Source organism: Kitasatospora kazusensis (genome assembly GCF_039529945.1).
GTDB lineage: Bacteria > Actinomycetota > Actinomycetes > Streptomycetales > Streptomycetaceae > Kitasatospora > Kitasatospora kazusensis.
Genome location: NZ_BAAANT010000016.1, coordinates 1 through 21,670, shown reverse-complemented (window position 1 = coordinate 21,670; position 21,670 = coordinate 1). Strand labels below are relative to the sequence as shown.

Sequence of the window (21,670 nt, the reverse complement as noted above, 5' to 3'; positions counted from 1 at the left end):
CTGGCGCGGGCACGTACGACGAGCGGTTCGGGACGTAGTCGCCTGAGCTGAGGACCAGCTGGAAGCCTCACCCGAGGCCAACCAGTCACATGTTCGGACGGCGGGTCAGATTACGCTGAGGTCGATCTCGACCGCGAACGGAGCGGTTGTCCTGATCGTGCCCGTGAACACGTCCGCGTCGCGGTAGGACCGGCTCGCGGGGTCGAGGACGTAGGTGTAGACGAGAGGGACGCCGTTGGCGGTCTGCTCGATCCGCCAGTAGAAGGCGATGCCGGCCTGGGCGTACTGATCCACCTTCACGATGCGGTCGGTGGTCTCCGAACCCGGTGACACGACCTCGACGACCAGGAGGACGTGCTCCGGGCGGGTAGGCGTGATGTCGATGGTCTCGGCCCGGTAGACGACGACATCGGGCCGCCGGTTGGTGAGTGGCACGTCCTGCAACCGGACATCGAAGTCCGTGTCGGCGTTCCAGTCCGGACCGGCGGCTGCATCCAGGGCGTTCGCCAGGATCCGGGCCAGGCGGTTGTGCCGTTTGGACGCACTCGGGCTCACGATGACCATCCCGTCCACGATCTCGATACCCGCGCACTGCTCCTCGGACCAGGAGCCGTACTCGTCCGCGGTGATCTGGTGGTGCATCCACTCGGGAGCGACCATCTCGGCGGTCATCGGCGTACCTCCTCGGGACTCGACGGGCTCGGTGTTGCTGGGCCCAGCGTACTGTTCTGCGGCTCCGGGGCGCTGCTGTGCGTGTCGGACGCTCCGTACCCACCAGAGTGGTGCCGTGAGCCTCCGCGGTCCCAGGGCACGTGGTGCTCTCCGGTGCCGACGGGAACCCGGCCCACCTGCTCCGGCCGCATCGCGGCGCAGACGCACGGCTCGGAGGCGCCGGCCGACGGACGCGGGCCCGACGGGGCTGGTGCTACCGCTCCGCGCGGAGCAGGAACTGCCAGCCCAGTACGGCCAGGGCGAGCGTCTGCACGAGAGAAGTGAGCACGAGCAGGGGCTGAACGGTGGGAGAGCACCAGAACGCGGTCGTGCAGACCATTGGCAGGGCCAGGTACGTGAACAGGTCCACCACGGTCTGAAGCCGCTTGCGCATGGTGCGGCTCGCAACGTTGCGGTGGTAGACCTCCCAGCCGAACACCGTGCCGTGGGCGGAGGCGAGTTCTCCCAGGCGCGGTCCCAGTTGGTCGCGGACATAGCAACCGATCGCCGAGATCTTCTCGTCGTTGACCAGGTAGGTCCAGCCCAGGACCAGGCAGATCGCGGGGACCGAGAGCAGCAGACGGGACTGTCCGCTCTGGACGGTGACCGCCACGACCGCAGTGGCCGCGGCGAGCGTGAAGTAGAGCAGGTTGTCGCGGAACCCTATGCGGGTCTTCTGCTCCTCCTTGAGACAGTCGTACTCGGCCAGCAGGATTTTGCTTTCGGTGACATCGTCCGTGGAGGTCACAGGCATTCCTATGCTCGAGTCCAGGATCAGCTGGCGATCCGGAAGGGTGCCAGGTTGTCGGGGCCGCGCCGTTCGATCCAGCTCTTCCCGTCCGCCGCTATCCCCTCCAGGAGGCGGAAGGTGTGGGTGGAGCCGGTCGCGCTGAGGTTGATCTCGGAGATTTCCTGGGAGTTCTCGTTCGGCGCCAGTTGATGGGCGTCGGCGTCCTTGATGCGGATCTTCCTGGCAGGTCCGTTGGTGAGGACGAGCTCCAGGTCGTAGCCGACGTCGACGTTCTCCGTCACCTGCACGGAGGACAGTGCGTCGAACCGGTAGTTGCTCCGCTGCTCGTTCCTGCACGTCGCGTCGGAGAAGTTGAACTCGGAGCTGACCTCGCGGATGCCGTCCTGGGTGAACAGGAACAGGCGGAAGGCGTAGTGCGAGTACCGCCAGGGGCCGCCCCTGACCCGGCCGCGTTTGTAGGAAGGGCCCGGGGCCATTCGGCCCCAGGCCAACCTTCGTCGCGCACATCCCTGGAGCCGGTGCCGAGGTTCGTGCGGGTGCGCTCGGCGTGTTCACGAGACGATCCCCTCAGTGAGCCGGCGAGCTGGAATACTGCCGTCGTGGTGAATCGACTGGTCCGTGCCCAGTCGCCTTATCTCCAGCAGCACGCCACCAATCCTGTGGACTGGTGGGAGTGGGGAGAGGAGGCGATGTCAGAAGCGGCATGGCGGGACATACCCGTCCTCCTCTCGGTGGGGTACGCATCCTGCCATTGGTTACGTTTCTGACGATCCGTCAATGGTGCCACGTGAAGACCCACAAGACGCATCGCTCGGGGTTCGTGGACCCAGGCGCGAGAGGCACTGCACAGAACTCCTGCCGAGATCGAAGCCAGTGCACTCTCATTTCACGTCGCGAGCCCCGGAGCGTTCGGTGCGAGTCGGCGGCTTAGCGTTTCCGCAGGTCAGATCGTTGCCGACCTGCGGAAACGGCGAGAGATCGAATCGCGTTTCCGCAGGTCAGAGGCGTCTCTACAGGTCGTAGTACAGCTCGAACTCGTGCGGGTGCGGCCGCAGGGCGATCGGGGCGATCTCGTTGGTGCGCTTGAAGTCGATCCAGGTCTCGATCAGGTCGGGGGTGAACACCCCGCCCGCGAGGAGGTACTCGTGGTCGGCTTCCAGGGCCTCCAGGACGGCCGGGAGGGAGGCGGGGACCTGGGGGACGGAGGCGTGCTCGTCGGGCGCCAGCTCGTACAGGTCCTTGTCGACCGGCTCCAGAGGCTCGATCTTGTTCTTGATGCCGTCCAGGCCGGCCATCAGCATGGCGGCGAAGGCCAGGTAGGGGTTGGAGGCCGGGTCGGGGGCGCGGAACTCGATGCGCTTGGCCTTGGCGTTCGAGCCGGTGATCGGGATGCGGATCGCGGCCGAGCGGTTGCGCTGGGAGTACACCAGGTTGACCGGGGCCTCGAAGCCGGGAACCAGGCGGTGGTAGGAGTTCACCGAGGGGTTGGTGAAGGCGAGCAGCGACGGCGCGTGCTTGAGCAGGCCGCCGATGTAGTAGCGGGCGGTGTCGGACAGGCCCGCGTACCCCTGCTCGTCGTAGAAGAGCGGTGAACCCGCGGTCCAGAGCGACTGGTGGACGTGCATGCCCGAGCCGTTGTCGCCGAAGATCGGCTTCGGCATGAAGGTGGCGGTCTTGCCGTTCCGCCAGGCGACGTTCTTGATGATGTACTTGAACAGCATCAGGTCGTCGGCGGCGTGCAGCAGCGTGTTGAACCTGTAGTTGATCTCGGCCTGGCCGGCGGTGCCCACCTCGTGGTGCTGGCGCTCGACCTCCAGGCCCGCCGCGGCGAGTTCCAGGGACATCTCGGCGCGCAGGTCGGCGAAGTGGTCGACCGGCGGGGTCGGGAAGTAGCCGCCCTTGTACTTGACCTTGTAGCCGCGTACGTCGCCCTCGGTCGACCCGGAGTTCCAGGCGCCGGCCTCGGAGTCGATGTGGTAGTACGAGGCGTTGGCGGTGGTCTCGAACCGCACCGAGTCGAAGACGTAGAACTCCGCCTCGGGGCCGAAGTAGGCGGTGTCCGCGATGCCGGAGGAGGCGAGGTACGCCTCGGCCTTCTTCGCCACGTTGCGCGGGTCGCGGCTGTAGGCCTCGCCCGTGATCGGGTCCTGGATGAAGAAGTTGATGTTGAGGTGCTTCTCCTTCCGGAACGGGTCCAGGCGGGCCGTGGTGAGGTCCGGCACGAGGGCCATGTCGGACTCGTGGATGGCCTGGAAGCCCCGGATCGACGAGCCGTCGAACATCAGCGTCTCGGACGGGTCGAAGGTCGCGGCCGGCACGGAGAAGTGCTGCATGACGCCCGGCAGATCGCAGAACCGGACATCCACGAACTTGATGTCGTTCTCGGCGATGTACTGCTTCACCTCGGCGGCGTTGTTGAACATCCATCCTCCTCAGCGTGCGGTTTGGGGGCTCACCCTAGGAATCGGCCGTTTCCGGTCGGTGACCCCACCGTTTCCTGAATGTTAACCAACCCTGCCGGGCGGGTGGCAAAGGCCCACGCTTCCGGGCAAAACGCTCCACCCGCCGGGGTGCCGTTCCAGGAGTGGTCTGGACCACTTGTGGTGGGCGGTGGACCGCGATTCACTCGGACGGGGAGCGCGTACGGGGAACTCCGGCCGGATCCGGGCGGATGCGCGCGCCGCGCGGGGGAGGCGCGCGAAGATCGGCCGTCCTGCCCGGATAGTGTGGATTCGTGGACACCAGAGAAGTCTTGGGATCGTGGATAGACGGCCCGAAGGCCGCAGCCGAGAAGATGGGCGCCGACTTCGGCTACCGCGGTGAGCGTCTCGGCCTGCCGCAGGAGGGCCCCGGTTCGCTGGTCGGCACCGGCCGCCGGATCGGCGCGCTGTGCGTCGACGGCTGGCTCTGCAGCCTGGTCGCGTACGGGATGATCGCGCACGGCAACCAGTCGTCGGCCAACCTGTGGAGCACGCCGCTGTTCTACACCGTGACGGTGCTGCTGCTCGCCACCACCGGCACCACCGTCGGCAAGCGGCTGTTCGGCATGCGGGTGGTCCGCCTCGGCGGCGGCCGCGCCTCGATCCCGCAGGTGCTGCTGCGGACGTTGATGCTCTGCCTGGTGGTGCCGGCCCTGGTCTGGGACCGGGACGGCCGGGGGCTGCACGACAAGGCGGTCGGCACCGTCGAGGTCCGCATCTGACCGGCGGCCCCCATTGGGCAGCAGCGCGGTGCCGCGCTGCGACGGATGTGAAACGGCCCCGCCGCGAGGAGATCGCGGCGGGGCCGTTGAAGTCGGAGGGGGCTGGTCAGCGAGCCTGGCCGCCCTTGGGCATCCGGGCACCCTTGGGCATCGGGCCCTTGGGAATCGGCGCCTTGGAGAGCAGGTCGCCCAGCGCGCGCAGGCGGTCGTTGGTCTCGGTGACCTGGGCCGGCGTGATCGCACGCGGCAGCCGCATCAGCGTGATCTGCAGCTTCTTCAGCGGGACCTCGCCCTCGCCGTCGCCGACCATGATGTCGTGCACCGGGATGTCACCGACCACCCGGGACATCTTCTTCTTCTCGGAGGCCAGCAGCGGGCGCACCCGGTTCGGGTTGCCCTCGCCGATCAGCGCGATCCCGGGACGGCCGACCGCGCGGTAGACCGCGTCCTGGCTGCGGGTGACCGCGACCGGGGTCGGGTTGGCGTTCCAGCCGCGCTTGATGTTGCCCAGCACCGCCGCAACCGCGCCCGGCTGCCCCTCCATCTGCCCGAAGGCGGCCCGCTCGGCCCGTCGCCCGAAGACGATCGCCATGGCCAGGAAGGCCACGATGAAGCCCAGGATCCCCAGGTAGACGGGGTGGTCGATCGCAAAGCCGATGGCGAGGAACACGCCGAAGACGATGAGGCCGACGCCTGCGATGATCAGGCCGATCTTGGTGTCGACCTTCTTGGTCATTTGGTACGCCGTGCGGATCTGCTTCAGCCGCCCGGGGTTCTCGGATGTTTGCCTCGCCATAACGCTCATGGTACGTGGCCGGGCTACGGGATATCCAAGGGCGCCCCCAATCAGTCGAAAGGGCAACCGATCGGAAGTCCCTCCGAGACGGAACCGATGCCCGACCGCACCGGCACCGCGGGCGTTCACCGGCACCGCGGGCGTTCAACGGCGCGGCAGGCGTTCAACGGCGCCGCGGGCGTTCAACGGCACCGAGGGGCCGCAGACCCCCGGGCCGGAGGCCCGCGCGGTGCGCGCCGCGTCAGGCCGCGCCGTGCTCCCGGTCCGCCGCGTACCGGCGGTTCTCGCAGACGGACGCCCAGGCGTTCCGCCGGGCCTGCCGCTGACCGCCGGCCAGCAGCACGTTCTCGGCGAGCCGGAGGGCGTCGCCGACCGAGCGGACCTGGCCCAGTGCGAAGCCGCGCTGCGCCCCACCACGTGCTACCTGCCTACCCTGCATGCCGAGCAACTCCCCTCGATGCCCTACGGGACCGGGACTCTTCCATCATGGCTGCACGGTGTTACCGGCCGGTGACCCCGCCGTCAAAGCCTGATGAAAGCCTGACGTACTAAAGGCCGAACTGGGCTCAGGACCCCACCGGGACCGGCCGGCGGGAACCGCCGGCAGAACAGCGGCGGGGCGGGCACCCGTGCCCGCCCCGCCGTTCACCACGGTGTGCGACGGGTCAGACCGCGGTCTTGGCGCGGTGCTCCAGCGCCTGGCGGTACAGCCGTCCGGCGCGGTACGAGGAGCGGACCAGCGGACCCGACATGACGCCGGCGAAGCCGAGCTCCTCGGCCTCCTCCTGGAGCTCCACGAACTCGTGCGGCTTCACCCAGCGCTCGACCGGGTGGTGGCGCAGCGAGGGCCGCAGGTACTGGGTGATGGTGATCAGCTCGCAGCCGGCCCCGACCAGGTCGGCCAGCGCCTGGCTGACCTCCTCGCGGGTCTCGCCCATGCCGAGGATCAGGTTCGACTTCGTCACCAGGCCGGCCGCGCGGGCCTGGGTGATGACGTCGAGCGAGCGCTCGTAGCGGAAGGCCGGACGGATCCGCTTGAAGATCCGCGGAACGGTCTCGACGTTGTGCGCCAGCACCTCGGGGCGGGACGAGAAGACCTCGGCCAGCTGGTCCGGCTCCGCGTTGAAGTCGGGGATCAGCAGCTCGACGCCCGTCCGCCCGGCCTCACGGCCGGCGGTCAGCGCGTGCACCTGGCGCACGGTCTCGGCGTACAGCCAGGCGCCGCCGTCCGGCAGGTCGTCGCGGGCGACGCCGGTGATCGTGGCGTAGTTGAGGTCCATCGTCACGATGGACTCGGCGACGCGGCGCGGCTCGTCCCGGTCGAAGTCGGCGGGCTTGCCGGTGTCGATCTGGCAGAAGTCGCAGCGGCGGGTGCACTGGTCACCGCCGATGAGGAAGGTCGCCTCGCGGTCCTCCCAGCATTCGAAGATGTTGGGGCAGCCGGCTTCCTGGCAGACCGTGTGCAGCCCTTCCTTCTTCACCAGGGAGTGAAGGGCGTTGTACTCCGGGCCCATCTTCGCCCGGGTCTTGATCCACTCAGGCTTCCGCTCGATGGGGGTCTCGCTGTTGCGGACCTCCAGGCGAAGGAGCTTCCTGCCGTCGGGTGCGACAGCGGACACGTGCGACTCCTAGAACTAGACGGGTACCCCCAGGGTACGCCTGTGCTTGTACGGCTTGCGCCGGGCGTTGGCCCCGCTTTCGCAGGGCAACAGCCCGGTGGTATTCAGGATTCCCGGGCTCAGCGGGCGAGCGCGGGCTCCGCGAGCTCGGCGAACACCTCGGAGAGGTGCCGTTCGACGACCGGCAGCGCCGCGCCGACCGGGAAGGCCCGGCCCAGCTCCGAGGTGAGCGAACCCACACCGGCGTCGCGGATCCCACAGGGGACGATCCGGTCGAACCAGGTCATATCGGGGTCGCAGTTCAGTGCGAACCCGTGCATCGTCACACCCCGTGCGACCCGCACGCCGATCGCGGCCAGCTTGCGGTCGTCCCCGCGCTGCCCGGCGTTGGAGGCGGCGTACTCCGGGCCCGCGAGCCGCGGGTCGATGCCCAGCGGGAGGCCCATCCGCAGGGTGAGCTTGCCGATCTCGACCACCTGCGACGGGTCCACCACCGCGTCCGGGATGTCCTGCCCCAGCACCCAGACCCCGCTGCGGCCCTCGACCCGGGTGGTCCCCACGCCGATCTCGGTGCAGGAGCGGATCAGCGCCTCCTCCAGCCGGCGGACGTACGCGACCACGTCCATCGGGTCCGGCAGCTTCACGATCGGGTACCCGACCAGCTGGCCGGGGCCGTGCCAGGTGATCTCGCCACCCCGGTTCACCGGCACCACGGGGGTGCCGTCCAGCGGGTAGTCCTCCGGGTTGGTGCGGCGGCCCGCGGTGTAGACCGGCGGGTGCTCCAGCAGCAGCACGGTGTCCGGGATCTCGTCCGCGACCCGCAGCGCGTGCAGCCGCTGCTGCTCGGCCCAGGCCACTTCGTACGGCACCGACTCCTCGCCTATGCCCATGCGTACGAACCGTACGTGCTCGCTCACCGCTGCTCCTTGCCAGGCGTTCGAGGCCAACCTCGTCAGGGTACGCCTCCGCCTTCCGCTCGGGTTTCGAGGTTCACGACCGGCCGGGGGCGGACTGTGCCCACCTGTCCGCGAGGAGGCGCGGGCGGAGGGCGGGCCGCCGCTCGAAGGCGCGTTCGGGGTTGTGTTCGAGGTTGCGTGCAGGGTGGTTCCGGCCGGGGTCGAACAGGGTCTCGATCCGGTCCGGTGCCCTGCCCGGTGTCGTACGGTCGCCGAGCGGTCCTGCTGAAGGGGTGTCCATGGCCCGGATCGGTGGAAACCCCGGCCCGCACGCCTATGTGACGGATCGCCATATCCGGGCTCGGTGTCATGGTGCCGCAGACCAGGGACCCGAAAGGGGCATAGCAGCCCTCTCACCGAAACACGTCCGGCCCCACCTTCCCCATAACGGACGCCGTTGCTTCACCCGTTCGGAGGATTGCCCGCCCAGATCCACCCATAGCGGCAAAATGCTCGCTACATTCACGCCGATTCCCGACAGGGGGCGCCGCTCCGGGTACCGGGGGGACCGGTACGGCGCTCGAGAGGTGTTGACTGATATGCCCCAACGGCCTGCAACCGACAGCCCGGCGTACGGACCGCTCGACCCGCTCGACCCGCACGGTGGGCAGGACGGGGTCGTTGCGCACGCGTCCGGCCCGGCCGGCGCCGCCGAGCCAACCGCTCGCAGTGCCGGGCCGGGCACTGTCCAGACGGCTGTCCAGACGGCCGCCCAGGCCGCCGCCCTGGCAGCGGCCAGGACGCAGAACCCGCGCCTGGCGGCACTGATCGAGGAGGCCGGCTTCTCGCACGCCGGCCTGGCCCGCCGGGTCGACCAACTCGGCCTGGAGCACGGCCTCGACCTGCGCTACGACAAGACCTCCGTCACCCGCTGGCTGCGCGGGCAGCAGCCGCGCGGCGCCACCCCCGCGCTGATCGCCGAGGTCTTCACCCGCCGGCTCGGCCGCCGCTTCACCGCCCAGGACATCGGCCTGGACGCCTGCGCCCCGGTCTACGCCGGGCTGGAGTTCGCCGAGACGCCGCAGGAGGCCGTCGACATCGTCGCCAGCATGTGGCGCAAGGACAGCGGCTCGCAGTCCGAGCTGCGCCGGATCGCCTTCACCCCGGCCGGTCTGGTCGTCCCCAGCCGGGACTGGCTGATCGGGCGCACCGACGAACGCGTCGCGCGGGACGGCTCGGTGCCGGGCCTGACCGACACGGGGGTGAAACCGGCGGTCCCGGGCGCCCGCCAGCCGCTGCCCGCCCTCGGCCGGGTCCCGGTGCAGAACCGCGGCCCCGCCGTCCCGGGCCGCCCGCCGGGGACCGAGCCCGCCGAACAGCCCGGCCGCGAGCAGCGCCCCCCGCTGCGCGTCGGCCGGGGCGACATCGCGGCGATCCGCGCCGTCGGCGACCTGTTCCGCGCCCTGGACCAGGCGTACGGCGGCGGACACGCCCGGCAGGCGCTGGTCCGCTACCTGGAGAGCGAGGCCGAGCCGATGCTGCGCGGCCGCTACGGCGAGCAGATCGGCCGGGCGCTGTTCGGCGCGGTCGCCGACCTGACCAGACTCGCGGGCTGGACGTCGTTCGACATCGCCGCGCACGGACTCGCCCAGCGGTACTTCGTCCAGGCCCTGCGGCTCTCGCAGGCGGCGGGCGACAGAGTGCTCGGCGGGTACGTCCTCACCACCATGAGCCAGCAGGCCGTGCACCTCGGGCACGGGCGGGAGGCGATCCAGCTCGCCCGGGTGGCACAGCAGGGCGTCGGCACGGCCGCCGCGCCCGTCGTCCAGTCGCTGATGCACGCCGCCGAGGCGCGCGGTCACGCGCTGATGGGCGACGTCCGCTCCTGCACCACGGCCCTGGTCCGCTGCGAGCGGGCCCTCGCGGCCGGGCGGCCCAGTGACGAGGTGCCGCCCTGGGCCCGGTTCTTCGACGAGGCGCAGCTCGCCGACGAGTTCGCGCACTGCTACCGCGACCTCCAGCAGTGGCGGCCCGCCGCCCAGCACGCGGAGAAGTCGCTGCGGCTGCGCGCGCCCGCCTATGCCCGCAGCCGGATCTTCTGCCGGATGGTGCTCGCCACCGCCCGGCTCGGCATGGGCGACGTGGACGAGGCCTGCGCGATGGCGGCGGAGGCGCTGCGCGCGGCCGGCGAGATGCGGTCCGCCCGTACGGTCGAGTACCTGCGCGACTTCCACCGCCGCCTCGCCCCGTACCGGGTCAGCCAGGCCGCCCGCGCATTCGAGGAGGCAGCCCGCCAAGCCGGCGTCATCTGACCCCCACCCCCGTCGACCCGTGCCCACCCCCAGGGGCACGGGAAACCCACCCACCGGCCCGGGCTCACCCCCCCAGGGGCGCGGGGAACTGCGCGAAGTCGGCAGGTACGGCGCCGCACTCAGGCCTACCAGCTCTCCGCGTGGACGCGCGGCCCGTCCGGGTGCGGGGTCGGGGGCGCAGCCCCGCCGCGGAGGCGCTGGGCGAGCAGCGGGAAGAGCAGGACGGAGAGCATGCCCGCGCCCACCAGGGCCGCCGCGGTGGACGAGTGCAGGTGTCCGGCCTCGACCTCGATGGTGGTGATGACCACGACCAGCGGCAGCGCGGTGGCCGCGTACAGGCCGAGCGCCACGCGGTCCCGGCGGCCGAGGGCCGCCGGGGCGAGCAGCGCGGCGGGCAGGCCGCGCAGCAGCAGGAAGAGCAGCAGGAAGGCGGGGAGCAGCAGGAGCGTCCCCGGGTCGTCCAGCAGGGCCTTCAGGTCGAAGTTCATGCCGCTGACCACGAAGAAGACCGGGACGAGGAAGCCGAACCCGATGCCTTCGAGTTTGGCCTCGATCACCTCCTCGGCGGCCTCGGGTACGTCCGCCAGCAGCAGGCCGGAGATGATCCCGGCGGTGAACGCGCCGAGCAGCATGTCCAGGTCGAGCCAGATCGCGGTGGCGACCATGGCGGCGAGCACCAGCATCACGGTGCGCACCGCGAACTGCCCGGAGGTGCGCAGGGTCCGGCCGATCAGTCTGCTCATCCAGGCCGGCCGGGGCCGCCGCGCGTAGGCGAGCGCCACCCCGGCCAGCACGGCGAACGCCGCCAGGATGACGGCCGACCTGGCCGGGGCGTTGCCGCTGAGCAGCAGGGCGACGGCGATGATCGGCCCGAACTCGCCGACCGCGCCGGTGGCCATCGCCATCGCTCCGAACGGGGTCGGCAGGTCTCCCGCGTCCCGCAGGACGGGCAGGATGGTGCCTAGCGCCGTGGTGGTCAGCGCGAGTCCGGCGAAGGTGCCGTCGAGGGCGCTGCGGTCGGCCAGCGCGCCCGCGCCGAGCGCGACGGTCAGCGTGACCAGCCAGGAGGCGCCGGCGCGCCTGATCGGCCCGCCGCGCAGCCGGACGAAGTCGAGCTCGTACCCGGCGAGGAACATCAGCATCGCCAGCCCGAACTGGGAGAGCGTGTTCAGCAGGTCGCCGACGTTCGCCCAGCCCAGTACGTCCGGCCCGACCAGGACGCCGAGCACGATCTCGAACACCACGGTCGGCACCGCCAGCCACCGGTCGAGCCGGTCCGCGAGCAGCGGCGCGGCCAGGGCGCAGGCGGGGATCAGGACCAGGGACTGGGGGTCGACGGCGGGGGCGGTCACCGGCGTCGGCCGGATGCGAGGAATGTCCCACTGTGCGTCATATCGGAATACTGGCACGCCGGGTGTCCGTGGCCGGGTGATCAAGGGCCGTGAACATCTCGTTTCGGGCGTGCTCCGGTGCCGCCCGGCTGTTGACGGTCCGCCAGGTCCTGGGCTGGGATGGCGAGTGGGGATTGCCAGGTGCATGGCGAGAAGGGGGTGGCGGATGCCGAGTAGGGCGATCGGCCGGGCCGAACTACTGGCCACGGCCAGTGACCTGTTGCGCGAACACACCGGGGTGCTGCTGTACGGGCCGCCCGGCATCGGCCGCAGCACGGTGGTGGCCGCGCTCGCCGCCGAGGCCCGGCGCTCCGGCGTCACCGTCCTGCGCTGCACCCCGGCCGAGCGGGAGCGCGCGATGCCGTTCGTCGGCCTGATCGACCTGCTCGGCCAGCTCCCGGAGGCCCGGATCGACGCCCTGGCGGACGCCCCGCGCACGGCCCTGCGGACAGCCCTGCTGCGCGGCGCGTACCCGGACGGCGACCTCGGGCGGCTCGCCGTCCCGGTCGCCGTGGTCGAGCTGCTGCGGGCGCTGGCGCCCGTCCTGCTGGTGCTGGACGGCATCCAGTGGCTGGACCGCCCGAGCGCCGAGGTGCTCGACTTCGTCGCCCGCCGGGCCGGCGCGATCGGCGTCCGGATCCTGGCCACCGAGCGCGTACCGGAGGGCGAACTGCCCGGCCCCCGCGAGCCCGGCGCCCCCGAGCCCTGCCCGCCCGGCACCGCCGAACTGCCCGTCCCCCCGCTCGCGCCCGGCGCGATGGCCGAGCTGCTCGCCACCCGGCCGGGCGCCCGGCAGCTGGCCCCCGAACTGCGCGAGATCGGCCGCGCGGCGGCGGGCAACCCGCACTACGCCCTGGAACTGGCCCGGACCACCGGCCCACGCGCCCCCGGCGAGCAGCTGCCCGTCCCCAAACGCCTGCGCACACTGCTGCTGGACCGCCTGCGCGGACTCCCCGAGGAGGCCCGGTACGTCCTGCTGCTGGCCGCCGCGGCCTCCCGCCCGAGCGCCGCCCTGCTGACGGCCGCCGGGGCCGCCGACGCCCCGTCCGCGCTGGCCCTGGGGGCGGCCCTCGGGGTGCTCGACCTGGCGGCCGACGGCACCGCCCGGTTCCGGCACCCGCTGCTGCCCGCCGCCCTGCTCGCCGACGCTGCCCGCGAGGCCAGGCAGCGGGCCCACCAGGCCCTGGCCGCGGCCGTCCCCGAGCCCGCCGAACGGGCCCGGCACCTCGCCCTCGCCCACCCGGAGCAGAACGAGGGCGTCGCCGCCGAGCTGACCGAGGCCGCCGCCGCGGCCCGGCGCCGGGGCGCCCACCGGACGGCGTACGAGCTGGCGGCGCTGGCCGCCGCCCGCACCCCGCCCGGCCCGCCCGCCCGGCGCTGGGACCGCCTGCTCGCCGCCGCCGGGTACGCCTGCGACGGCGGCCTGCCGGAGGAGGCCCGCCGCGCCGTCCGCCCGGTCCTGGACGGACCGCCGCCCGACCTGGCCCGCCGGACCAGGGCCCGCCTGCTCCTGCTGCAAGCCGCCGGCCAGGCGCTCCAGGCCAGCGGCGACGTGCTCCGCGACGGCCTGCTGGACACCGCCGGACACCCCGCCCTCGCGGCGCCGCTCTGGCACGGAGCCGCCGTCCGCGCACTGCTCGGCGGCCGGACGGACCACGCCGCCGAGTACGCCGGACACGCCGCCGACCTCGCCGCCGACGCCGACACCCGGGCGGCGGCGCTCGGCCTGCTCGGGACGGTCCGGGCGATGCGCGGCGAGGACGACCGGGCCCGGCAGGCCCTGCGGCAGGCCCAGGCCCCCGGCCTGTCCCCGGCCGTCTCGGCCGGGCTGATCCGCCGTCGGGCGCTGATCGAGCTGGACGCCGACCGGGTGGCCGCCGCCGAGGCGCTGATCGCCGAGCTGCACGCCCTCCCGCAGGACGGCACCGCCGTCGAGGAGGTGCTGGCCACCCTGGTGGCGGCCGTCCGGCTCGACGTCCGGGCCGGGCGCTGCCGGGCCGCCCTCGACGCGGCCGGGCGCGCTCGCCGCCTGCTCGCCGGCAGCGGTGTGCGCTCCGCGCCGGCGGCCTACGCCGGCGCGCTGGCCGAACTCGCGGGCGGCGAGCTGCGCCGGGCGGTCGAGCTGGCGGAGGAGGCGGTGGACGCCGCCACCTCGGACGGTGACCAGCTCTTCCTGCTCCGCTCGACGGAGGTGCTCGCCCGCGCGCTGCTGCTCACCGGCGAACCGGCCGCCACCGCGCTGGCCGTCGAGGCCCTCCAGCAGACCCGGCCGTCGGCCGCCGCCATGGAGCTGGCCGACGCGGCCGCGGTGCACCGCCTGGCGCTGCTGGCCGAGGGCCTGGTGGCGCTGGGGGAGCACGGCGAGGCCGCGCAGGTGCTGGCCGAGGCCCGGAACCTCCCGGACCGGGCGGCGAGCGCGACGGCGGCGCTGGACCGGGCGGAGGGGCTGCGGCAGGCCGCGCTCGGGCATCCGGCCGAGGGCGCCACGCTGCTGCGGGAGGCGGCCGAGCGGCTGCGCGCCTCGGCGCTGCCGCTCGAACTGGCCGCCACCCTGACCGCGCTCGGCGCCGTGGAGCGCCGGGCCCGGCGCCGGGCGGCCGCCCGGGCCGCGCTGCTGGAGGCGCGCGAGCTCTGCCTCGCGCACGCGGCGCCGCCACTGCGGGAGCGCGCCGAGCGGGAACTCCAGCGGCTGGGCCCGGGGGACCGCTCCGGTCCGGCGGCGGTCCGGCTGACGGCGGAGCAGCTGACGGCCGGTGAGCACCGGGTGGCCGGCCTGGTGGCGGAGGGGGCGACCAACCGTGAGGTGGCCGCCGCACTCTTCGTCAGCGTGAAGACGGTGGAGGGGACGCTCTCCCGGATCTACCGCAAGCTCGGCGTCAGCTCCCGGATGACGCTGGCCCGCGCCCTGTCCGCTCCGGTGCGGTAGGGCCCGCCGGGAGGGCGACGCCGGTCCCACCGGTCCCGTTCCGCCGGTCCCGCGCACGCGGTGGGTCCGGGCCGCGTGCGCGGGGCCGGGCCGTCCCCGGCCGGAACGCACCGACATCCGGGGCAATCACAGGACACGGTTCGTTCACAAGCAAGGCAAGGGTAACCCCGCTTTTGACGGTGGCTCGACATTTCTAACGTGGAACCCATCAGCTCCCGTGCGACACCCCACCGTCCCAGGAGGACCCCAGTGAAGTCCCGTCTCAAGCCCCTCATCGGCCTGATCGCCGCGCCGCTCCCGATCCTCGCCCTCGCCGCCTCCCCGGCCCTCGCCGTCGCCCCCGACGCCCAGGTGGCGCTGCGCGGCGACGTCGTCCAGGCGGTGAGCCACGCCACCCGCACCGGCACGGTGGCCGCCGACCGGCAGATATCACTGGCCGTCAGCCTGCAGTCCCGCGACGCCGCCGGGCTGGACGCCTTCCTCGCCCAGGTGACCGATCCGAAGTCGGCGCAGTACCAGCACTACCTGACGGTCGACCAGTTCGCCGACCGCTTCGGCGCCGCCCCGGCGTCCGTCGCGAAGGTGGTGTCCTACCTGAAGGCGCAGGGCCTCAAGGTCGGCGCGACGACGGCCAACCGGCTCACCATCGAGGCCTCCGGCAGCGCGGCCCAGGTGCAGAAGGCGTTCGGCACCAGCCTGGCGGCCTTCCACGACAACGCCTCCGGCCGGGACTTCTTCGCCAACACCGCCGCCCCCGTCCTGCCGGCCGGCATCGCCGCCGTGGTGAGCGACGTCTCGGGTCTGAACGACTTCGCCAAGTACACCCACTTCAGCACCGCGCAGGGTGCTCCGGCCGCCAAGCCGAACATCTCCGGCCTGACCCCCGCCAAGGCCCGCAGCGCGTACAACCTGACCTCGACGATCAACGCCGGGTACACCGGCAAGGGATCGACGGTCGGCCTGGTCGAGTTCTCCGGCTTCCAGCAGTCCAACATCGCCGCCTACGACAAGCAGTTCTCGCTGACCCCGTCGACCCCGACCGTGGTGAACGCGGGCGGCGGCACCACCGACCTGTCCGGCCAGGACGAGGTCGAGCTCGACATCGAGGTGGTCCAGGCGCTGGCGCCCGGCGCGGCGGTCAAGGTCTACGAGGCGCCGAACAGCGACGCCGGCGAGACCGCGATCTACGCCAAGCTGGTCAGCGACAACGTCCCGGTCGTCTCGATCAGCTGGGGCACCTACGAGGCCGGCGAGACCCCGAGCAACCTGGTCGCCGTCGACACCGACCTCAAGGAGGCCGCCGCGCAGGGCCAGTCGGTCTACGCGGCGTCCGGTGACAGCGGCTCGGACGACCAGGGCAACGGCGGCACCAGCGTCGACTTCCCGGCCTCCGACCCGTGGGTGACCGGCACCGGCGGCACCACCCTCACCACCTCCTCGTCCGGTGCGTGGAGCAAGGAGACCGCCTGGTCCGGCAGCGGCGGCGGCGTCTCCTCCGGCTTCGCCACCCCGAGCTTCCAGAGCAAGGTCAACACCGGCGCCAAGCGCGCCGTCCCGGACGTCGCGGCGGTCGCCAACCCGTCCTCGGGCTGGGCGATCTACACCCAGGGCTCCTGGCAGGTGTTCGGCGGCACCAGCGCGGCCGCGCCCAACTGGGCGGCCTTCACCGCCGTCTACAACAGCGAGGCCGCGGCCAAGGGCAAGCCGTCCTTCGGCTTCGCCAACGGCACCGTCTACGCGCTGGCCGCCGGCTCCAACTACGGCAGCGCCTTCCACGACGTGACCAGCGGCAGCAACGGCGCCTACAAGGCGGCCGCCGGCTACGACAAGGTCACCGGCTGGGGCTCCTACAACGGCGCGAACTTCCTGAAGGCCCAGCTCGGCTGACCCGGCCCGCCACCGGTGAGGGGCGCTGCGCGGCATCGGCCGGTACCGATGCCGCGCAGCGCCCCTTCAGGCCTTCCCCGGGCGGGCCTTCCCCGGTTCAGGCCGTTCCCGGGCGGGCCTTCCCCGGGCGGGCCGTCACGCCGCGGCCTCGGCCGCCTGCCGGGGCGCCGGCAGCCCGAGGTCCCGCAGCACGGCCTGCGCCGCGCGCCGCCCGGAGACCAGCGCGCCCTGCACGGTGCTGGTGTCCCGGTGGTCGCCGCAGACGTACAGCCCGGCCAGCACCCGCACCGACCGCCGGAAGTTGTGCGGCGGCGGCATCACCGGTACGGCGTCCGGCAGGTGCCGCACGCTCAGGAACTCCCAGCCCGCGGTCGCCGTCCCGTACAGCTCCGCCAGCCGCCGCCGCACCACCGGCTCGTGCCCGGCCGGGCCGCCGCCGTCGAAGGTCCGGCGGCCGAGCACGGTGGTGGCCACCAGCGCCCGCCCGGGCGGGGCGTACGACGGGTCGACCTCGCTCAGCACCAGCGAGTGCGAGATCCCCGAGCGGCCGGCCGGCCGGTCGGCGTCCAGCAGCAGCACCGGCTCGTCGAGCGGTGAGCGGTCGGCGGCGTGGAAGTACGTCGTCACCGGGTGGAAGTCCGGCAGCCGGAGCCCGGGCAGCAGGACGGCCGCGGACCTGGCATCGGTGGCGATCACCACGGCCTGGGCGGCGATCCGGCCGTGCGCGGCCGTGTCGACACCGTCCGCCGCGATCGAGGTGACCTGCACCCCGAGCCGGAGCGTCCCGGGCGGCAGGCCCTCGGCGAGCTGGTCCGGCACGGCCGCGACCCCGGCGGCGGGCAGGCAGAGCCGCCCGCGCGCGTACGAGCGCAGCACCAGGTCGGCCACCCGGCTGCTGGTGCCGAGCGCGGGGTCGCTGAGCAGGGCGCCGAGCAGCGGGCGCAGCAGCCCGTCCGCCGTCCGGGGGCCCGGGCCGCGTTCGGCCAGGGCCTGGGCGGCGGTGGTCTCCGGCCTGGCGAGCAGGCGGGAGACCGGCGTCACGGCGAGCCGCCCGAGCGCGTTGCCCAGCCTGGCCTTGTCGAGCGGGCTGCCCAGCGGGCCCCGGGCGGCGGCCTGCCGGACGGTGGTCTGCCGGACGAGACTCTGCTGCGGGGCGCCGACCCGGTAGCGGCGGCCCGCGCTGTGCAGCAGGACGCCGGGGGCGAGCGGGCGCAGCTCCAGGCGGTCCAGGTCGAGCCGGCGGGCGGGCTCGGGGAAGTCGGTGTTCAGCAGCTGGCTGCCGTTGTCCAGCCGGAAGCCGTCGAGCTGACGGCCGGCCATCCGGCCGCCGATGCTCTCCGTCGCCTCCAGGACCTGGACGGTGAGGCCGCGGCCGGTCAGCGCGCGGGCGGCGGCCAGGCCCGCGAGTCCGGCGCCCACCACGACGACGTCCGGGTCGGACTGACGGCGGGTGCGGCGGGTGAAGTCATATGCGGGCACGAGCGTGCTCCCTCCCTGGCCCCGGGGTGCGGCCGAGGAGGGCCACAGGGCGCCGGGACACGGTCCATCCATGTGATGCCCCGTCAAAGCGGCGATCAGGCAGGGACATCCGCTCGAATCGTCGGGACGGGAGGGGCGCGGCGGCACGGGACGGGAGCGCGGTCACGCAGCGTGCTCCCGGGACGCCGAAGCGGCGCCCGAGCAGGCGCGTACGGTCACCGGGGGCGTGCGGCGCGCCGTATCCGTGCAACCGTGCGCCCCCGCGCCGCCCCACCCTCCGGGGGGCTCGCACCCGTGTCCGCGATGACCCGCCGTACACGGAGGGATGCCCCGGCGCCCCTGCCGTGGCCGTCCGTACGCGCCTGGCCGCCTCCACGCGTCCCCGTCCGTGGCCACCCGTACGGGCAAGGGCCCCGAGGCGAAGGTGTACCGGCGGAGCCTAGAGCGCGGCTCGAACCGCCGAGTCGATGTCCGGGTGGCGGAAGGCGAAGCCCGCGTCGAGGAGCCGCTGCGGTACCACCCGGTGGCTGCCGGCCACCTCGACGGCCATCTCGCCGAGTGCCGCCTTCAGGGCGAACTCCGGTACGGGGAAGGGCGTCGGCCGCCCGAGCACCCGCCCCATCGCCTCCGTCAGCTCACGGTTGGTCACCGGCTCGGGGCCGGTCAGGTTGAACGGCCCGCTGAGCCCCGGGGTGTCGATCAGGAAGCGCAGCGCCGCGACCTCGTCCGCCAGCGAGATCACGCTCCAGAACTGGTGGCCCGAGCCCAGCCGGCCGCCCAGCCCCAGCCGGAACAGCGGGAACAGCCGGGCCCCCGCACCACCGGCGGCGGAGAGCACCAGCCCGGTCCGCGCGTGGGCGACCCGCACGCCGGCATCGGCGGCGGGCCGGGTGGCGGCCTCCCACTCCACGCACACCTGTGCCAGGAAGTCGTCTCCGGCCGGGGCCTGTTCGTCGATCACCCGGGCCGCCGTCTGCCCGTAGTAGCCGACCGCCGAACCGCTCACCAGCACCCGGGGCGGCTGCTCCGCCTCGGCCAGCGCGGCGGCGATCGTCTCGGTGCCCAGCACCCGGCTGTCCCGGATCTCCCGCTTGTAGGCGTCCGTCCACCGCCGGTCCCCGACCCCGGCGCCGGCCAGGTGCACGACGGCCTCCACGCCGTCCAGCCCGTGCCGGTCCACCTGCAGCAGGTGGGGGTTCCAGCCGACCCCGACCGTGCCGTCCGACTGCCGTCCGGTCCGGCTCCGGTGGCGGACCAGCCGCACCACCTCGTGCCCGCCCGCCTTGTCCGCCAGCAGCGAGCGGACGAGTGCGGAGCCGATCAGACCCGTGGAACCTGTCACCGCGATACGCATGCGGCCATCCTCGCAGGTCCGCCCGGCCGCTCTCCGGAGAATCGCCTGCCCGCCCGCCCGACGGGTCGTTAGCATGTCGGGATGCGAGCCGAGACTGTGACGATACGCACCGCGCGGGCGGCGGACGAGCGGCCGCTCGCCGTACTGGACCGGGCCGCCTGGTCCTGGTTGAGCGACGTCGTCCCGCAGCCGCCCGAGGACGCCCAGGTCTTCGACGAGCGCTGCCCGCCCGGACAGTTCCTGGTCGCCGAGGCCGGCCCGTTGATCCTCGGGTACATCCGCCAGGCCGCGCCGACCCCGCTCGCCAGCAACAGTCACGTCCGCCAGATCCGCGGTCTCGCCGTCTCGCCCGGGGCCCGTGGCCGGGGCATCGGCCGCTCCCTGGTCGAGGCGGCCTGCGAGCAGGCCAGGGCCGAGGGCATCCGCCGGATGACCCTCCGGGTGCTGGCGCACAACGCCCCCGCCCGGCGGCTCTACGGCCGCTGCGGCTTCCAGGTCGACGGCGTCTCGCCGGAGGAGTTCCGGATCAACGGCGCGTACGTGGACGACGTCTGGATGAGCCGCCGCCTGAACGGCTGACCCGCCGCCTACTCCCCGTACCGCTCCCAGAGTTTGGGGAACCGGTCGGCCATCGCGACCGCGTCCGTGAAGTCGATCGGCTCGCCCTCGGGTGCGCGCGGCTGCTCGATGCCCAGGTCGGGCAGCGGCAGACCGGTGAGCTGCTCGTGCGCCTCGTCGGCGGCGTAGCCGAGGTCCTCGGCGTCGCCGTCCTCCTCGTCGTCGAAGTCGGACAGCAGGTCGGCCAGGTCGTCGGGGTGGTGCAGACCGCCCTCGAAGACCTCCCGGCCCTGCCCGATCAGCCAGCACCGGAAGAAGTCGAACGCGTCCTCCGAGGCCCCGTCGAGCAGCAGGTGGGCCGCACCCCACAGGTCCGTGCGGTACGCCCGCTGGAACCGGGCCTCGAACAGCCGGGCGAAGTCGATGACGTCGTCCGGAGTCAGCTGGGCGAGCCGCTCCACCAACGCATCGGCCTGGTCGTCCGGATCGCCGTCGGCGGCGTCCCTGCTCTCGTCGATCAGCTGCCAGAAGTCCGTCTCGTACATCACTGCTACAGCATCGCTGGTCGACCGCACCCACGCACGTGATAGGCGCGCCCGGGAGTGGCGCGCGCCCGCCGGAGCGGGTGGCGGGCCCGGACGGCGCCGAGCCCCTGTCCCCGTCGGCAGACGGGGACAGGGGCTCGGCGGTCAGGCGTGGGAGCGGGCTCCCGGAGGCCGGCTCAGAGACCGAGGTCGCCCTCGAAGGCGCCCTCTTCGAGGCGGGCCTTGACGGTGCCCAGGAAGCGGGCGGCGTCGGCGCCGTCCACGATCCGGTGGTCGTAGGACAGGGCCAGGTAGACCATGTCGCGGACCGCGATCGTCTCGCCCAGGTCCGGGTGGTTGATGACCACCGGACGCTTGACGGCAGCGCCGATGCCCAGGATGGCCACCTGCGGCTGGTTGATGATCGGGGTGTCGAACAGGGCGCCGCGCGAGCCGGTGTTCGTGATGGTGAAGGTGCCACCACCCAGCTCGTCCGGGGTGACCTTGTTGTCGCGGGTGCGAGCGGCCAGGTCGGCGGTCTTCTTGGCGATGCCGGCGATGTTGAGGTCGCCCGCGTCGTGGATGACCGGGACGAGCAGACCGCGCTCGGTGTCCACCGCGATGCCGACGTGCTCGGCACCGTGGTAGGTGACGGTGCCCTCGGCGTCGTTGATCTGCGAGTTCACCACCGGGTGGGCCTTGAGGGCCTCGATGGCGGCCTTGACGAAGAACGGCATCGGCGAGAGCTTGACGCCCTCGCGGGCCTGGAAGCCCGCCTTCGCCTTGTTGCGCAGCCGCATGATGTTGGTGATGTCCACCTCGACCACGGTGGTCAGCTGGGCGGAGACCTGGAGGGACTCCACCATGCGCTTGGCGATCACCGAACGCAGGCGGGACATCTTCACCGTGGTGCCGCGCAGCGGCGAGACCTCGGCGATGGTCGCCGGGGCCTTCGCAGCGGCGGCGGCCGGAGCGGCGGCCGGGACGGCGGCCTTGGCGGCCTCCGCGGCGGCGATGACGTCCTGCTTGCGGATGCGCCCGCCGACACCGGTGCCGGTGACGGCGGAGAGCGCCACGCCCTGCTCGGCCGCGAGCTTGCGGACCAGCGGGGTGACGTACGCGTCGGAGCTGTCGGCAGCCGGGGCGGCCGGGGCAGCCGGAGCGGCCACGGGGGCCGGGGCGGCGGCGACCGGAGCCGGGGCGGCGGGCGCGGCCGCCGGGGCCGGCGCGGCGACGGGGGCCGGGGCAGCCACCGGGGCCGGCG

General features: G+C 73.1%; 17 protein-coding genes and 2 pseudogenes. 6 read left to right on the top strand and 13 right to left on the bottom strand.

Going from position 1 to position 21,670, the window contains the following annotated elements; translation table 11 throughout:
- Positions 1 to 105 precede the first annotated feature (105 nt).
- The 3 genes and pseudogenes from ABD330_RS15890 to ABD330_RS15880 form a co-directional block, all read right to left on the bottom strand.
- A complete protein-coding gene (locus tag ABD330_RS15890) occupies positions 106 to 672 on the bottom strand; it encodes a Uma2 family endonuclease (RefSeq protein WP_344465359.1) in 567 nt (188 codons plus the stop codon).
- A gap of 253 nt (positions 673 to 925) precedes the next feature.
- The gene (locus ABD330_RS15885) at positions 926 to 1,465 is read right to left on the bottom strand and encodes a hypothetical protein (RefSeq protein ID WP_344465357.1); all 540 of its coding nucleotides are present in this window, start codon (positions 1,463 to 1,465) and stop codon (positions 926 to 928) included.
- Positions 1,466 to 1,485: 20 nt separating this feature from the next.
- Positions 1,486 to 1,935, bottom strand: a pseudogene (locus ABD330_RS15880) (hypothetical protein); the annotation flags it as partial.
- Between the two features lie 126 nt (positions 1,936 to 2,061).
- Between ABD330_RS15880 and ABD330_RS15875 the strand changes: the two are divergent.
- Positions 2,062 to 2,217: pseudogene (locus ABD330_RS15875) on the top strand (DUF255 domain-containing protein); the annotation flags it as partial.
- Between the two features lie 255 nt (positions 2,218 to 2,472).
- Here ABD330_RS15875 and glnA read toward each other — a convergent pair.
- Positions 2,473 to 3,885, bottom strand: coding sequence for a type I glutamate--ammonia ligase (gene glnA, locus ABD330_RS15870; protein ID WP_344465355.1), 1,413 nt, complete (start codon positions 3,883 to 3,885; stop codon positions 2,473 to 2,475).
- A gap of 311 nt (positions 3,886 to 4,196) precedes the next feature.
- Between glnA and ABD330_RS15865 the strand changes: the two genes are divergently transcribed.
- Positions 4,197 to 4,664, top strand: coding sequence for an RDD family protein (locus ABD330_RS15865; RefSeq protein ID WP_344465353.1), 468 nt, complete (start codon positions 4,197 to 4,199; stop codon positions 4,662 to 4,664).
- Between the two features lie 106 nt (positions 4,665 to 4,770).
- Here the strand turns inward: ABD330_RS15865 and ABD330_RS15860 are convergent, their stop codons facing one another.
- The 4 genes from ABD330_RS15860 to lipB all read right to left on the bottom strand — a co-directional run bounded on the left by ABD330_RS15860 (position 4,771) and on the right by lipB (position 7,969).
- A complete protein-coding gene (locus ABD330_RS15860) occupies positions 4,771 to 5,469 on the bottom strand; it encodes a DUF4191 domain-containing protein (protein WP_425555544.1) in 699 nt (232 codons plus the stop codon).
- Between the two features lie 232 nt (positions 5,470 to 5,701).
- The gene (locus ABD330_RS15855) at positions 5,702 to 5,899 is read right to left on the bottom strand and encodes a hypothetical protein (protein WP_344465349.1); all 198 of its coding nucleotides are present in this window, start codon (positions 5,897 to 5,899) and stop codon (positions 5,702 to 5,704) included.
- 226 nt (positions 5,900 to 6,125) lie between these two features.
- Complete coding sequence (locus ABD330_RS15850; RefSeq protein ID WP_344465347.1) at positions 6,126 to 7,079, bottom strand: lipoyl synthase; 954 nt, start codon at positions 7,077 to 7,079, stop codon at positions 6,126 to 6,128.
- A gap of 119 nt (positions 7,080 to 7,198) precedes the next feature.
- A complete protein-coding gene (gene lipB, locus ABD330_RS15845) occupies positions 7,199 to 7,969 on the bottom strand; it encodes a lipoyl(octanoyl) transferase LipB (protein ID WP_425555550.1) in 771 nt (256 codons plus the stop codon).
- A gap of 605 nt (positions 7,970 to 8,574) precedes the next feature.
- Here lipB and ABD330_RS15840 point away from each other — a divergent pair.
- The gene (locus tag ABD330_RS15840) at positions 8,575 to 10,287 is read left to right on the top strand and encodes an NsdA family TPR-like regulatory protein (protein WP_344465343.1); all 1,713 of its coding nucleotides are present in this window, start codon (positions 8,575 to 8,577) and stop codon (positions 10,285 to 10,287) included.
- A 125-nt stretch (positions 10,288 to 10,412) separates the two neighbouring features.
- Here ABD330_RS15840 and ABD330_RS15835 read toward each other — a convergent pair whose 3' ends face one another.
- Positions 10,413 to 11,639, bottom strand: a complete 1,227-nt coding sequence (locus ABD330_RS15835; RefSeq protein ID WP_344465341.1) for a cation:proton antiporter — start codon at positions 11,637 to 11,639, stop codon at positions 10,413 to 10,415.
- 205 nt (positions 11,640 to 11,844) lie between these two features.
- Between ABD330_RS15835 and ABD330_RS15830 the strand changes: the two genes are divergently transcribed.
- Positions 11,845 to 14,604, top strand: a complete 2,760-nt coding sequence (locus ABD330_RS15830; protein ID WP_344465339.1) for a helix-turn-helix transcriptional regulator — start codon at positions 11,845 to 11,847, stop codon at positions 14,602 to 14,604.
- Between the two features lie 249 nt (positions 14,605 to 14,853).
- Entirely contained in the window at positions 14,854 to 16,491 is a 1,638-nt protein-coding gene (locus ABD330_RS15825) for a S53 family peptidase (protein ID WP_344465337.1), read from the top strand.
- Positions 16,492 to 16,626: 135 nt separating this feature from the next.
- Here the strand turns inward: ABD330_RS15825 and ABD330_RS15820 are convergent, their stop codons facing one another.
- Both ABD330_RS15820 and ABD330_RS15815 read right to left on the bottom strand, forming a co-directional pair.
- Positions 16,627 to 17,970, bottom strand: a complete 1,344-nt coding sequence (locus ABD330_RS15820; protein WP_344465335.1) for an NAD(P)/FAD-dependent oxidoreductase — start codon at positions 17,968 to 17,970, stop codon at positions 16,627 to 16,629.
- Between the two features lie 439 nt (positions 17,971 to 18,409).
- Entirely contained in the window at positions 18,410 to 19,324 is a 915-nt protein-coding gene (locus tag ABD330_RS15815) for a TIGR01777 family oxidoreductase (RefSeq protein ID WP_344465332.1), read from the bottom strand.
- An 81-nt stretch (positions 19,325 to 19,405) separates the two neighbouring features.
- Here ABD330_RS15815 and ABD330_RS15810 point away from each other — a divergent pair, with 81 nt between their 5' ends.
- On the top strand, positions 19,406 to 19,903 hold the full coding sequence (locus ABD330_RS15810; protein WP_344465330.1) for a GNAT family N-acetyltransferase: 498 nt from the start codon (positions 19,406 to 19,408) through the stop codon (positions 19,901 to 19,903).
- Positions 19,904 to 19,911: 8 nt separating this feature from the next.
- On the opposite strand, the gene ABD330_RS15805 is transcribed toward ABD330_RS15810, so the two are convergent.
- Together ABD330_RS15805 and sucB are read right to left on the bottom strand one after the other, a co-directional pair.
- Complete coding sequence (locus tag ABD330_RS15805; RefSeq protein WP_344465553.1) at positions 19,912 to 20,427, bottom strand: DUF4240 domain-containing protein; 516 nt, start codon at positions 20,425 to 20,427, stop codon at positions 19,912 to 19,914.
- 176 nt (positions 20,428 to 20,603) lie between these two features.
- Positions 20,604 to 21,670, bottom strand: a 1,067-nt coding sequence (gene sucB / locus ABD330_RS15800; RefSeq protein ID WP_344465328.1) for a 2-oxoglutarate dehydrogenase, E2 component, dihydrolipoamide succinyltransferase, incomplete at its 5' end; no start/stop codon positions are given.